Genomic DNA, 14,359 nt, shown 5'->3' on the forward strand with positions numbered 1-14,359 from the left:
AGAGTACGATTTAATCGCTACTCTCCTTTTTATGTCTGTTAAATGAATGGTACCGTGTGCCCTGATAAGTTAAAATGCCGAAATCCCCGTCTACTAGCAGTCCATAGTCGTGCCCATTCATTTTTAGTTCATGACGCTCTCCGTTTAGTTCTTCAAACGTTACATAATAGGACGTAGATGCTCCAGTATTATTAGAGCCTCCACGTATATTTGTACGTTTTGTCACAACCTTAGCGGGTACCGTTAAAATGGGAGAACTGTTGTTTTTAGACCAGCTGATAATGCCTTTCACAACTATGAAGGCAATGCTGCCGAAAACAATGAAAAAGATAATTGTTATAAAAACGGAACCAAATAAAAATTGATCGTCAAACCAGAGCATCTAAATTACTCCTTTCCTTTGGTGTTGAGGTGATTCTTACAGAAGATTTAACTCTAGATCAACAACAATATCTATTTCATCACTGATTAAAACGCCGCCTGTTTCTAGAAACGTATTATAGACTAGATTAAAATCGCGACGATCAATTTGTGTCTTTGCTTGAAAGCCAAATACTTCTTGTGCCCATGGATTGACACCTTTTCCTGTATATACTGTTGTAAATACAATGGGCCTTGTTATGTTTTTGATAGTTAAATCCCCATGAATTGCAAATTTTCTTTCATGAAGTTGATCAATGTATGTAGAAGTAAATATGATTTTTGGATAGACGTCTGCATCAAAAAAATCGGGAGAAACGAGATGGACATCACGATCATGATTTTTGGTAGAGACACTAGCCACGGCAATAGTAAATGAAATGTTTGCCTTCTGCATTTGTTCAATATCTGCTGCAACTATCTCAGCATTGTACGCTTCGAATGTTCCGTGAATACGGGAAATCATCATATGTCGCACAGAAAAGCCAATTGTTGAATGACTGAAATCAATAGTGTATTTTTTCATTTGAAAACCCCCTAAAACAGCATTCTACAACGAATGATAAAGTAAATAATTTGCTTATTCAATGAGTTTTTCATAAATGTGGAAATGTAGACACTTTTATAAAAGTGTAATCTGTGAGCATCTTAGTCATATTCTTATAAAGATGGGCATTTTATTGTTAGCAGGTGATCTAAAAAATTCCCTCTATAAATTGAAAAAAATGAGATTAAAGTTACTTTTAGTAATTTAATATAAAAAAGTTAATTGATTATTTTATGTAAATAAGTTACTTCAAATTTACATTTACTACATTAATCGTTACAATAGTTACATAGAGGTGAAAAATTATGAATGAGACAACTTTATGTCCTCGTTTAGCAAAAGCAATGGATTTAATCGGAAAACGATGGACGGGGTTAATATTATATCAATTACTAGATGGACCACAGCGTTTTAATGAAATCGAGTCTGCCTTACCTGTCAGTGGGCGCTTATTATCAGAACGCTTAAAGGAACTTGAGAAAGAAGGGCTTGTTGAACGCAAAGTATATTCCGAAGTTCCTGTACGCGTAGAGTATTCTTTAACAGATAAAGGTCGAGCATTAGAAGGCGCTATCCGCAATATAGAAACATGGGCAAGTAGTTGGCTCTAACATGAACAGATTGTTCTACTAGTAAATAAACTGGTTTTAATATTGTGCCAAAAACGACACTTGGAATGACTGTCAATTTTCTTTATAATATTCATCATCTCTGCACAGGTCTTACCTGGCATATAATATGAGATAAAAATACCCTTCATTTTACTTGTCAAATTGGGGTTCTAAATCCATACTGGTGTAGAGTAAGAAGGACGTTAGAAAGGAATTAGCTCTCATGACAAAAGAACAATGGGCGAAGGATTTAGCAAAAAATATTAATCCTGCCAATATTAAGTTAGATGAATCTTTACAGCAATATACAATGACAAAATTAGGTGGCAAAGCAGATGTTTTTGTTCTTCCTGAAACAGAAGAAGAGGCAGCATCAGTTATTCGCTATGCATATATAAATAATATTCCTTTATTAATGTTAGGCAACGGCTCAAATATGGTTGTTCGTGATGGCGGTCATAGAGGAATCGTTGTAACATTCTCAAGTCTGGATGAGATTCGTATTAATGGTGAGCATGTTTATGCACAAAGTGGTGCACTAATCAAAGATGTATCGAAGCTATCAGCGCAAGCCTCTTTAACTGGTTTCGAATTTGCTTGTGGTATTCCTGGATCAATTGGCGGAGCAATGGCTATGAATGCAGGTGCTTATGGCGGTGAGATTAAGGATATTATCGTTTCATCTAAGGTGTTAACGAGAGAAGGAAACATTTTAGTATTATCTAAAGAAGAGCTTGAGCTCGGCTATCGACAAAGCATAATTGCCAAAAAAGGCTATTATGTGTTATCCTCTGAATTTCAATTGGCGGTAGGGGTGCAAGAAGAAATTGATGCGAAGATTGCTGATTTAACGTTCCAACGTGAATCAAAGCAGCCTTTAGAATACCCATCTGCTGGAAGTGTCTTCAAACGCCCACCAGGTCATTTTGCAGGTAAACTTATTCAAGATAGTGGCTTGCAAGGCCAAGGTGTAGGTGATGCAGAAGTCTCTACCAAGCATGCAGGTTTTATTGTCAATAAAGGTAATGCCACTGCTACTGACTATATTGAAACAATCCGAATGGTCCAACGCGTCGTGAAGGAAAAATTTGGTGTTGAATTAGAGACAGAAGTTAAAATTGTTGGTGACGATCTATAATATCACGCCCTTCGTTTAAGTCGAAGGGCGTTTTTTTAGGAGTGAGGATGAAATGAAATTTATATCATGGAATGTTAATGGAATACGAGCATGCTTAGGTAAAGGCTTTTTAGAATTCTTTCATCAAATGGAAGCAGATTTCTTTTGTATCCAAGAAACAAAATGTCAGGCTGGACAAGTAGAGCTTGCTCTTGAAGGATATGAGCAGTATTGGAATTATGCACAGAAGAAAGGGTATTCAGGAACCGCTATATTCACTAAGCATACCCCGTTGTCTGTTAAGTATGGAGTGGGGGAGGAAGACACTCAGGATGAAGGTAGAATTATTACATTAGAATATGAAAACTTCTATTTAGTGAATGTCTATACTCCGAATGCACAGCGCGATTTAGCCAGATTACCTCTCCGCTTAGATTGGGAGGACCGTTTAGCAAGCTATCTACAAAAACTGAATAGTAAGAAGCCCGTAGTCTATTGTGGTGACCTAAATGTTGCACACACTGAAATTGATTTAAAAAATGCAAAGTCTAATATAGGAAATTCAGGATTTACATATGAAGAGCGAGCGAAATTCTCAGAGTTATTAGCAAGTGGTTTTGTAGATTCTTTTCGCTATAAGCATCCTGATGAAACTGACCATTACACATGGTGGTCTTATATGAATAAAGTACGTGAACGCAATATTGGTTGGCGTATTGATTACTTTGTTGTTTCTGATCTATTAAAGAATCAAATTGATATTGCAACAATCCACCCACACATTATGGGCAGCGATCACTGCCCAATTGAATTACAATTACATGTCTAGTGCTAAAAAATCGTATTTTCATGGAGAAAATACGATTTTTTTATGGTTGTTCTAGAAAATTAATAGGGGTTGCTTCGCTCAAAAGTGAAAGCAAAGCGTTGAGGGAACCACTAAAGGATAGCATCGAAGCGCTCATAAAATAGGAGACCGTAAGCCAAATACATGAAACCAACACAAGATAACCTTCTCACATAAAGTCATATCTTCCTCTATAGGAAAATATGATTTTTTAAAACGGTTCAGTAGCCTTCAAAATTCTTATTGTTTATACTATTTTAATAGCGGATTGATATGAAATTTCGTATTTAAAGAAGATTTTTTATACATAACATACGGAAATTCGCTAAAAATTTGCTTATTAAAACGGGTTTGGGAAGGTAAAACGAGAATATAGTGCAAAGAGGGGGTTATGCAATGGGAAAGAGAAAGTTTAGGTGGAAAAAGTGGCTCATTGTTTTTGCTGGGGTATTAGCTGCTTTGGCTGTTGTGGCTTTTATTGGGTTTACATGGTTTATGAATAAATCCAAGCCAGTAATTGATGGTGAGTTAGTTGTTAGTATTCTGGATCAGGATGTGACGGTCACAAGGGATGATAAAGGGGTTCCGCATATTTTGGCTGAGACAGATGCCGATCTGTATCGTGCACAAGGTTATGTCCAAGCGCAAGATCGACTGTTTCAAATGGATTTAGCACGAAGACAGGCAAGTGGTCGATTATCTGAAATTATTGGGGAAGCAACCATTAATACGGACAAGCACTTCCGTACGTTCAGTTTACGGGATGCGGCGGAGAAATCATTAGCAGCTTATGATGAAGAAAGTAAGCAAGTACTAGAATGGTATGCTGAAGGGGTAAATGCTTTTATTGCACAGGCGAAGGAAAACAATACCTTAAGCTATGAATTTGCTTTGTTAGGCTATGAACCTGAGGAATGGACGGTTGTTGATTCCTTAACGATAGGTAAATATATGGCTTATGATTTGGGCGGAAATTGGAATACATTAGCCTTCCGTCACTGGGCATTACAAAACTTTGATGAAGCAAAGGCGAAGGAATTATTTATTAAATATCCTGAAAATGCTTCGTCCATTATCGAGGCCAATATCCAAACTCCTGTAGCAGTGGCAGGGCAGTTTAGTGCAGATTTATTACCAAATGAATTTAATGGTAGTAATAACTGGGTTGTTTCTGGGGATAAAACGAAATCTGGAAAACCGATTTTAGCAGATGACCCACATTTAGGATTAAGTACACCTTCTATTTGGTATCAAATGCACCTACAATCCCCACAACAAAATGTCAGTGGTGTTATTTTTGCAGGAATTCCAGGTATTATTTTAGGTCATAATGATGAAATTGCCTGGGGTGTTACGAATGTGGGGCCTGATGTACAGGATCTATATATTGAAATACCAAATCCGGATGACCCAACACAATTCCGCTATGATGGTCAGTGGGAGCAAGCGGAGGTACGTGATGAGCCAATCAAGGTGAAGGATGGTGAAACGGTAGATTTTGACGTCGTTGTCACGCGTCACGGCCCTATTATGACAGATTTAGCTTTTAAGGATACTGAGCCCACAGCACAATTTTCGATGCAATGGACAGCGCTTCAACCTACAGCGGAATTGAGAGCGGTGCTTGGGTTTAATAAGGCAAAATCTTGGGAGGACTTTGAAAAAGCATTAGAAGATTTTAAGGCACCAGCTCAAAACTTTGTTTTTGCCTCAAAGGATGGCACAATTGCCTATAAAGCTAATGGTCAAATACCTATTCGTAAGCAAGGTGATGGACAATTACCAGTGCCAGGTGATTCTAGTGACTATGGCTGGGAAGATTTTATTCCTTGGGATAAACTACCGACTGTAGTGAATCCAAAGGAAGGCTTTATTGCAACGGCGAATAACCAAGTCATTGGAGAGGACTATCCTTATCACATCACGGATTTCTGGGCGCAGCCTTATCGTTTCGAGAGAATTAAAGAAGTGCTAGAGGCAAATGATGAAATTACAGTAGAAGATATGATGGATTTGCAAATGGATCAGCATAATCTTTATGCAAGAGAGTTTCTACCCGATTTATTAACATCTATAAAAGCGAAAGAGCAGGATGGTCAGTACACAGAGATTATTGCTATGTTAGAGGATTGGGATATGGTAGATGCAAAGGAATCAGGTGTACCCCTTGTCTTCCATACACTTATGATTAAGTTACAGGAAGTGTTGTTTAAGGATCAAATGCCTGAAGATATGTATGACATCATGTATGGGAAGTTTAATATTACAGACCAACTCTTACGTACAGCGTATGCAGGAGAGAAAAGCATTTGGATTGAGGAGCAGGGTGGTGTGGATGAGACAGTTTATAAGGCATTTGAGCTGACAATTGCACAATTACAAGATCAATTCGGCAAAAATGCAGCGAAGTGGCAATGGGGTGATTACCATCAGCTTACGTTTGATCATACATTGGGTAGTGCCTCACCAATTCTTGCCGCTTACTTTAATGCTGAAAAGGTTCCAATCGGGGGATCGAAGGTTACTGTACAAGCAGCAGATAATGATTTAGCTGGTAATGTAAATCATGGTGCATCTTGGCGTTTTGTGGTAGATGTAGGGGATTTAAGCTCAGCCTATCATATTGTTGGTCCTGGTCAGAGCGGGCACGTAAAGTCTGATTGGTACCAGGATCAAGTGCTTGATTGGGCGAATGGTGATTATCATCAAACGTTTGTGAAACAAGAAGATATAAAAGGAAAAAAATTACAATTAAAGGCACGGTAATAAAAGGTTAGCGTACATAATAAGTGCGCTAACTTTTTTTATTAAAAATTACAATGATATAGATCATTAACATTCAAATATTCGTTTGAATATGATGGAATAATATGTTATATTGATTACAATCAAACGAATATTTGAATGAGGTGAGAAAATGCCAAAAGAAATATGTGAGGTGACGCATGTACATGAAGAAGCGGTCACGAAGGTACAACAACAAATGCCTGATTTGTCAGGTGTAGCAAAATTTTTAAAAGCATTATCTGATGAAACAAGACTTAAAATTGCCTATGCCTTAACAGTAGAAGATGAATTATGTGTTTGTGATGTTGCAACTATTATTGGGTCATCAGTAGCGACAGCATCCCATCATTTACGATATTTAAAAGAAAATAATTTAGCCAGATCACACCGTATAGGAAAGCAAATGTATTATTCTTTAGCAGATGAGCATATATACCAAATTGTAACAATTGCCTATGAACATGCGAAAGAGGGGATTGCCAATGGCAGCGACACCAACTAAACAAGAATACAGGCTACAAAATCTATCCTGCGCCAGCTGTGCGGCGAAATTTGAGAAGAATGTAAAGGCTATACCTGCTGTACAGGATGCACAAGTTAATTTTGGCGCTTCTAAAATTACTGTAATCGGCCCTATTAGTGTCGATCAAATTGAAGAAGCAGGTGCCTTTGATGGCATTAAGGTTACCCAATCAGCAGCAAGAACACTTGACAATGCTACCCCTTTTTACCGTAAAAAAGAGAATGTTCTAGCTGGTATATCTTTGCTTTTTGTTATTTTAGGCTATCTATTTGTTAGTATGCTAGAGGAATCACATCCGCTACCGATAGCGATGTTCATATTAGCGATCCTTGTGGGTGGAGTTGGCATTTTTAAAATAGGCTTCCGAAATCTAGCTCGCTTTGAATTTGATATGAAAACGCTTATGACGATTGCCATTATTGGCGCTGCTATTATTGGCGAATGGGAAGAAGCGGCTGTTGTCGTCTTTTTATTCGCTGTGAGTGAGGCGCTTGAAGCGTATTCAATGGATAAAGCTCGTCAGTCCATCCGTCAGTTAATGGATATAGCTCCACCAACAGCTATTATTAAAAGAGCTCACGGAGAACACTTCCATGAGATGGAACTACCAACAGAAGACATTGAGATAGGTGATATTTTAATTGTCAAGCCAGGGCAAAAGATTGCGATGGATGGGATTGTGATTAGCGGGTTGTCTGCAGTCAACCAAGCAGCCATTACAGGTGAATCGATTCCTGTTAATAAAACAGTAAATGATGAAGTATTTGCTGGGACTCTTAATGAAGAGGGTGCGCTCGAAGTACGTGTGACAAAGCGTGTGGAAGACACAACCATTGCCAAAATTATTCATCTGGTAGAAGAAGCACAGGCAGAAAAAGCACCTTCTCAGCAATTTGTTGATCGCTTTGCAAAATATTACACACCAGCCATCATGATTATTGCTTTTCTAGTAGCTGTTATTCCACCATTATTAGTAGGTGACTGGCAGCACTGGATTTACCAAGGTTTAGCTGTTTTAGTTGTAGGATGTCCTTGTGCACTTGTTGTCTCTACACCAGTTGCCATTGTAACGGCAATTGGGAATGCTGCAAGGCAAGGTGTACTTATTAAAGGCGGTGTTCATTTAGAACAATTAGGACATATTGAAGCTGTAGCCTTTGATAAAACAGGTACATTAACTGAGGGACGACCAGCAGTAACGGATATTGTGACAACAGATAATTGCTCAGAGGACTATGTATTACAACTAGTGGCAGCAGTAGAAAAGCAGTCTCAGCATCCTTTGGCTAAAGCCATTTTAAAAAAATCGCATGATAAAAATTTACCAGAGTTAGTACCAACAGATTTCCAATCAGTAACAGGTAAGGGTGCGTATGCTACAGTAGACAATCAGATTATTTATGTAGGCAGTATGAAATGGATAGTGACATTAACTACTGTAGATAAAAAAATTGAAAATCAAGTTAAAAAATTGCAAGAACAGGGTAAAACAGTAATAGCAGCTGTTTCGAATAGCCAATTTATTGGGCTTATTGGAATTGCTGATCAATTGCGCCATGAAAGTAAGGACGTATTACAAAAATTAAATGCCTTGAAAGTAAAGCATATGGTGATGTTAACAGGTGATGCAGAACCCACAGCACAAGCTATTGCTACTTCATTAAAGATGACAGATGTGCGCGCTGGTTTATTACCAGAGGAAAAATTAATGGCGATTAAGGATTTACGTGCACAATTTGGTGCTGTAGCGATGGTTGGGGACGGGGTAAACGATGCACCAGCATTAGCAACTGCAAATGTAGGAATTGCCATGGGTGGAGCAGGAACAGATGCAGCTCTTGAGACGGCGGATATTGCCTTAATGGGTGACGATCTAACCAAACTTCCGTATACCATTGGCTTGAGCAGAAAAACATTACGCATCATTAAAGAGAATATTATATTTGCCCTAGTTTTAAAATTAATTGCGTTGTTGCTTGTCATTCCAGGATGGCTGACATTATGGATAGCAATTTTTGCGGATATGGGTGCTACGCTATTAGTTGTATTTAATTCTTTAAGACTAATTAGAGCAAAAAAATAGTATGTAAGGTGTAGTTATGTAAAATAAGGTAGGAAATTAATCTCACGCTAACGCTATGAATTTTATGCGAATAGATGCTACTAGGGATTCTTGAAAAAGCATTTTTAAAAGGCTATTATAGTTTCAGGAGTAATGTAACAATTAAATATAAATGAGGCGAAAGTTTGAATATGTCAGATCCTATTTTAGTAAATGTTACAGAAGAGATTGTGCGTGGTTTAGTAAGCTTTTTACTACGAGGACCAGAATATCAAACATTTTGTAAATGCGAAATCTGTGAATTCGACACGGTGGCACTTACACTAAATGCATTGCCAAGTAAGTATGTTACATCTATGGAAGCCAGAGATGAGGCATTTAAAGAAATGAATACTCCTGAAAGTATTGAGCGCATCAACAAAGAGATTATTCATGCGTTACATGTGGTAAATAAGTATCCTCGACACAAAGTAGAGCCTACTTCTTAATAGAAGAGGCTCTTTTTAAGTTGGAGAAGAAGTGTTTTTCTGACATATGTATTTTCAGTTAACTTTTAAGCCAAGCTTGTAGTAAACTAGAGAGTAAGAAAAGGAAAGAGAGGGAAAAGGATATGCCAACACCTAGTATGGAAGACCATATCGAACAAATATATTTATTAATCGCCAACAAAGGATATGCGCGTGTGTCTGACATTGCTGAAGCATTATCTGTACTTCCTTCTTCTGTTACAAAAATGGTTCAAAAATTAGATAAAGATGGTTATTTAGTTTATGAAAAATACCGTGGACTGACATTGACGCCTAAAGGAGAAAAGCTTGGCAAGCGTCTTGTGCAGCGCCATGAATTGCTCGAGCAGTTTTTACGAATGATTGGTGTGGATGAAGAGCGTATTTATGATGATGTTGAGGGAATTGAACATCATTTAAGTTGGAATTCAATCGATCGTATTGCAGATCTTGTGCAAGTAATGGAAGAGAATCCAGACATCGTGAAAAAATTAGAGGCATCTAAGACACAGCATAATCTTTAAAATGATGGTGTGAAGGAAAGGAAGACAATATGAACGCATTACAATCAGGTGAAGTTGTTACATTAACGGTATTAGAGCAACAAGCATCGAAATGGATTTTAACAAATGGAGTGGAAGAACTCCCTTTAAATGCTTCAGAGGTAACAGAGCCACTAGCAGTAGGTGATCGCCTTGAAGTATTTTTATTTGTAGATCGTCGTGGTGATTTGGCTGCTACAACGGCTATTCCAGCTTTTACTCAAGGAGAATATGGCTGGGCTCGTGTCTTGAAAGTGGTTGAACGTGAAGGTGCTTTTGTAGATATTGGTACATCTCGTGAGGTTTTAGTAAGAGCAGAGGATTTACCAGCAGTAAAAGAGTTGTGGCCAGAACCAGGTGACCATGTATTTATGACATTGCGCACGGATCGAAATGGTGATTTATTTGGACGTTTGGCAACGGAAGAAAAAGTGACAGAACTATATGAAGGTGCACTAGAAGATATGCACAATAAAAACATTCAGGCACGTCCATATCGTTTGTTACCAGTTGGCACATTTTTACTAGGGGTAGAAGCTCCTTACCGTATTTTTGTTCATGAATCAGAGCGCAATGCAGAGCCTCGATTAGGGCAAGATGTAGTTGTACGGATTATCGACGTAAAAGAGGATGGTTCGATGAATGGCTCCCTTTTACCAAGAAAGCATGAACGACTTTCAAATGATGCACAGCAAATATTGACTTATCTACAAGATGTGGGCGGCAAAATGCCATTTGGTGATAAATCATCCCCTGAAGAGGTTCAAGAAATGTTCAATATGAGTAAAGGGGCATTTAAACGTGCACTAGGAACACTCATGAAGGCCGGTAAAATAAAGCAACAAGACGGTTGGACTGAAGAAGTTTAGTGGAAAATTCACTTGCTAGAATTGCATTACCACAGAAAAAGTGACGAGAGACATCTGAAACCTTCTCGTCTTTTTTTCGTACTAATAATTGTATAGTGGCATACATTATACAGGCTAATAGATGTTTTAGCGAAAGGGGTCACACGATTTGAAAAAAACATGGATTAAAATACTAACAGCTACAATGTTGGTATTTGGAGTGATGGCACCAGCAACAGGGTTTGCATCTGATAATACGCCACCAAAAGCAATTGATGAAAAATTGGGCGTACCTATCGTCGTATATGGAGCAAATTTATCTGAGGCTGAAAAAGAATCCGTCAAAAAATCATTAAAAGTAAGTGAAGAACCTGAAATCGAAGAAATTACTGTGTCTGGTGAGGATCTAGTAAAATACATTAAAGATAGTAATTCAAGCTCTCGTATGTATTCTTCTGCGAAAATTACACGTAGAGATACGGGGAAAGGTTTAGTTATAGAGATTGTAACGCCATCTAATATTACGCAGGTAACTTCTGAAATGTACGCGAATGCGATGCTTACGGCAGGAATTCAAGATGCAACGGTACAAGTAGCTGCGCCAAAAGCTGTTACGGGACATTCAGCGCTAGTAGGTATTTACAAGGCATATGAAGTTACAACAGGCGAAACGCTTGATATTGAGCGTACCGATGTTGCCAACGAAGAATTATCAGTGGCTACATCTATTGCAGAATCTGCAGGGGTAGATGATGCTAAGGTTGCAGAATTACTGACAGAAATTAAAAAGCAAATTGCGGAATTGAAGCCAGCAACACGTGAAGAAGTAGAAAAAATTGTACAAGAGCAATTAAACAAACTTGAAATTAATTTAAGTGAAAAGGACCGTCAATTGCTAGTAGATTTAATGAATAAAATCAGTAAGCTAGACATTGATTTTAGTAAATGGTCTGAACAGTTAAATGATATTAGTAACACAATCCAAGAAAAATTCGGCTCACTCATGGAAGATAAAGGTTTCTGGGAAAGTGTGAAAAGTTTCTTCGCAAATCTAAAAGATACCATTTCTTCATGGTTTAACTAAAGTTTTATAGTCGTTAAAAAAAATCTGTAATACCTACTCAGTATGCTAGAGTGGGTGTTCAGATTTTTTTTGCATAACACAAAGAGTACACAAATTTTGTGAAAATATAAAAAGCTATGGTACTATGAAAAAAAGGAGTGGTGAGAAATGGAATTCCAATTACAGCAACTAGCGGAAAATCAATATGCATTTTTGAATGAGCAAGAAGGGGAGAAACTCGCAGAAATTACTTGGCAGCAAAATGGCTCAGTGATGGTAATGGATCACACATATGTATCAGATAAGCTCCGTGGTCAAGGTGTGGCCAAACAATTACTCGATCAAGCAGCATCGTATGCACGTGAAAAGGGTTATAAAATGGAGGCCGTTTGTTCCTATGTTGTAGCCGCATTTGAAAAATCAGATGCATATAATGACGTGAAACAATAAAAATAAGGCAATCTGCTTTTGATTAAGCGGATTGCCTTTTAATTGCCAGAGCAAATCATGTAAGCAGCTCCTTACAGTAGAGTGACACTATAAATTAATACCGTTAAGAAGCTAGCTCCACCTAGTAATGCAGCCATATCTATCCAATCATAAGCTAAATCGAATTCTTTCATCCTAACCACTCTCCTATTTTTAGTATTAATTCATTAATTCCCTTTACTTGCCTTTTATAATCATAAATAGTTACAAAATTATGTTGAATGAAAAAATAGAAGGTTTTCAAGTTGAGTTTTGGTAGGAGATGGAGTGTGATTGTCCGCAATAAAAACGAGACGAATTGTATTGAATAGCAGTATCATTACTAGATAAAAAAGCAAGTATAAGTCTTACATTTATATATATGCTAGAAGTTATAAAAAAATAATGTTTATTCTTCTAAGATTAGGGAAAAACTATATTACAGAGCTAGTTTTTATATTTTTAGGAGGTCATAGATCATGGCAAAACGAAAAGGAACAGGTGTTGTCCTTGCAGGTTTAGCGGGATTAGCAGCATCTTACTTAAGTAAAAAAGAGAATCGTGATAAAGCACTAACGATGTTTAATAGTATGAAAGCTAAATTCGAAACGTATCTCACATCTGGACCTAATATGGATGACAGAATTACAGAACGAGTTTCAACAGAGGTAGCAACAGAGGCGGGCACATCTCCAACTAAAATTGCTTCGAATGAAATGGTAGCAGAGGGTGGAGGACATACAGGTGTCCATTTCTATAACGAAGAAATTCAAGAAAAAGAAAAATAAAAACAAAACCTTCTCATTTAAGCATGAGAAGGTCTTTTGTGTGAAATAAGGATCGCTCCTGCAAAGAGCAAAAGGACGATTCCAGTAAATATAAAGCCGCTAATTGTACCAAGTGACAGCCAGCCTAATAAAGAAGAGCCTAAAACGACGCCAAGAGAGAAAAATGCATAAAAATAACCATACGCTTTTCCTCGTACTTCAGCAGTTGTAGAGTCAATTAGTAAGGAATTGACTGAAGGGAATAGGAAACCGAAACCGACGCCATAACAAGCCATCGCTATATAAAGTAAAGTGTTAGAATCAGCTTGACTAATTAATAATTGACTTATGCCCATTAACCCTATACCAACAGACAATGTTTTCAGAGGATCAACCTTATCAAAAATGCGGTTCGTTGGTAAAAGAAAAACAAGAACAGCAATTATACCAAATGTGCTCATTAAAGTACCGCTTAAACGAGAGTCATAGCCTAAAGATTGGACTTTGAGCGGAAGTAGATAAGCAATGACACCTTGAGAAAACATTAAGAAGAAGGCTCCTAAAAAGGCTTTTAATGTTCCCGTGTTCTTAAAAAAGACCCTTATCGGAATATATGTATTCGGTTCTGCTTTCTCTTTTTTTACTTGGTTTGCTTTCAGTAGAAAGAACGCAAGAATGCCTAATAGCAGCATAAAGCTTGCCGTGATATTGAAAACAAATGGGACACTTGTTCGACTTGCTAAAATACCACTAAAAGCAGGGCCTATAATGGCAGCAATACCAACAAATGCACCAGAAATAGCACTGCCCTTACCTCTTTTTTCTTGCTCAGTAGCATTTGCTAAAAATGTGAAGGCAGCAGGAACAATGAAGCCTGCAACAAGTCCATGGATAAAACGTACAATTAATAGTGCGATTGGCTCCTCTATTAAATTATATAGTGTTAACGATAAACCTGTTGTGAAAAGACCAACAATTAGTATGATAAAAGGTCCTTTACGATCTGTTAAAAAGCCTGAAATGATATTACCAAATGTATTGGAAAGTGAATACATACCCACTGCTAGACCAGTTAGAAATGCTGATGCTCCTAAAGATTCAGCATATGTACTCATAACAGGAAGCTGGGTAAAAAGGTCGAAAAACGAAAAGAAAATAATTACATAGATAAATTTCTTCATAGCTCCTCCGATGAAATAGAACATTATAGTAAGTTAGATTCGTAGTTCTATTATAACATTTCCAATACAA

The 14,359-nt window shown here is 37.5% G+C and carries 15 protein-coding genes; 12 read left to right on the top strand and 3 right to left on the bottom strand.

Features of this window, described 5'->3' with window-relative positions:
• Positions 1–10: 10 nt before the first annotated feature.
• Positions 11–382, bottom strand: coding sequence for a DUF2500 domain-containing protein (locus CRI88_RS17845; protein ID WP_101966900.1), 372 nt, complete (start codon positions 380–382; stop codon positions 11–13).
• A 36-nt stretch (positions 383–418) separates the two neighbouring features.
• Positions 419–946, bottom strand: coding sequence for a YceI family protein (locus tag CRI88_RS17850; protein WP_036119238.1), 528 nt, complete (start codon positions 944–946; stop codon positions 419–421).
• A 326-nt stretch (positions 947–1,272) separates the two neighbouring features.
• Here CRI88_RS17850 and CRI88_RS17855 point away from each other — a divergent pair, with 326 nt between their 5' ends.
• The 12 genes from CRI88_RS17855 to CRI88_RS17910 all read left to right on the top strand — a co-directional run bounded on the left by CRI88_RS17855 (position 1,273) and on the right by CRI88_RS17910 (position 13,129).
• Positions 1,273–1,578, top strand: a complete 306-nt coding sequence (locus CRI88_RS17855) for a winged helix-turn-helix transcriptional regulator (RefSeq protein ID WP_036119224.1) — start codon at positions 1,273–1,275, stop codon at positions 1,576–1,578.
• A gap of 223 nt (positions 1,579–1,801) precedes the next feature.
• Positions 1,802–2,716, top strand: coding sequence for a UDP-N-acetylmuramate dehydrogenase (gene murB, locus CRI88_RS17860; RefSeq protein ID WP_101966901.1), 915 nt, complete (start codon positions 1,802–1,804; stop codon positions 2,714–2,716).
• Positions 2,717–2,768: 52 nt separating this feature from the next.
• The gene (locus CRI88_RS17865; protein WP_036119219.1) at positions 2,769–3,524 is read left to right on the top strand and encodes an exodeoxyribonuclease III; all 756 of its coding nucleotides are present in this window, start codon (positions 2,769–2,771) and stop codon (positions 3,522–3,524) included.
• 414 nt (positions 3,525–3,938) lie between these two features.
• Positions 3,939–6,308: a penicillin acylase family protein gene (locus CRI88_RS17870; RefSeq protein WP_101966902.1), complete on the top strand. Its 2,370-nt coding sequence runs from the start codon at positions 3,939–3,941 to the stop codon at positions 6,306–6,308.
• Between the two features lie 151 nt (positions 6,309–6,459).
• Positions 6,460–6,831 (top strand): ArsR/SmtB family transcription factor, encoded by a 372-nt coding sequence (locus CRI88_RS17875; protein WP_036119214.1) that lies wholly within the window; start codon positions 6,460–6,462, stop codon positions 6,829–6,831.
• Positions 6,812–8,935 carry a heavy metal translocating P-type ATPase gene (locus tag CRI88_RS17880; protein WP_101966903.1) on the top strand — a complete coding sequence of 708 codons (2,124 nt, stop codon included), beginning with the start codon at positions 6,812–6,814 and terminating at the stop codon, positions 8,933–8,935. Before CRI88_RS17875 ends, CRI88_RS17880 begins: the two co-directional genes overlap by 20 nt.
• A 170-nt stretch (positions 8,936–9,105) precedes the next feature.
• Entirely contained in the window at positions 9,106–9,402 is a 297-nt protein-coding gene (locus CRI88_RS17885; protein ID WP_369802788.1) for a late competence development ComFB family protein, read from the top strand.
• 122 nt (positions 9,403–9,524) lie between these two features.
• Positions 9,525–9,944 (top strand): transcriptional regulator MntR, encoded by a 420-nt coding sequence (gene mntR, locus CRI88_RS17890; protein WP_036119205.1) that lies wholly within the window; start codon positions 9,525–9,527, stop codon positions 9,942–9,944.
• A gap of 29 nt (positions 9,945–9,973) precedes the next feature.
• The gene (locus CRI88_RS17895) at positions 9,974–10,831 is read left to right on the top strand and encodes a CvfB family protein (protein ID WP_036119203.1); all 858 of its coding nucleotides are present in this window, start codon (positions 9,974–9,976) and stop codon (positions 10,829–10,831) included.
• 148 nt (positions 10,832–10,979) lie between these two features.
• Positions 10,980–11,894 carry a DUF1002 domain-containing protein gene (locus tag CRI88_RS17900; protein WP_036119200.1) on the top strand — a complete coding sequence of 305 codons (915 nt, stop codon included), beginning with the start codon at positions 10,980–10,982 and terminating at the stop codon, positions 11,892–11,894.
• Between the two features lie 147 nt (positions 11,895–12,041).
• On the top strand, positions 12,042–12,323 hold the full coding sequence (locus CRI88_RS17905) for a GNAT family N-acetyltransferase (RefSeq protein ID WP_036119196.1): 282 nt from the start codon (positions 12,042–12,044) through the stop codon (positions 12,321–12,323).
• 497 nt (positions 12,324–12,820) lie between these two features.
• Positions 12,821–13,129, top strand: coding sequence for a hypothetical protein (locus tag CRI88_RS17910; protein WP_036119194.1), 309 nt, complete (start codon positions 12,821–12,823; stop codon positions 13,127–13,129).
• 17 nt (positions 13,130–13,146) lie between these two features.
• On the opposite strand, the gene CRI88_RS17915 is transcribed toward CRI88_RS17910, so the two are convergent.
• A complete protein-coding gene (locus CRI88_RS17915) occupies positions 13,147–14,289 on the bottom strand; it encodes an MFS transporter (RefSeq protein ID WP_036119191.1) in 1,143 nt (380 codons plus the stop codon).
• Positions 14,290–14,359: the final 70 nt, after the last annotated feature.

Source organism: Lysinibacillus fusiformis (genome assembly GCF_002845985.1).
Classification (GTDB): domain Bacteria; phylum Bacillota; class Bacilli; order Bacillales_A; family Planococcaceae; genus Lysinibacillus; species Lysinibacillus fusiformis_D.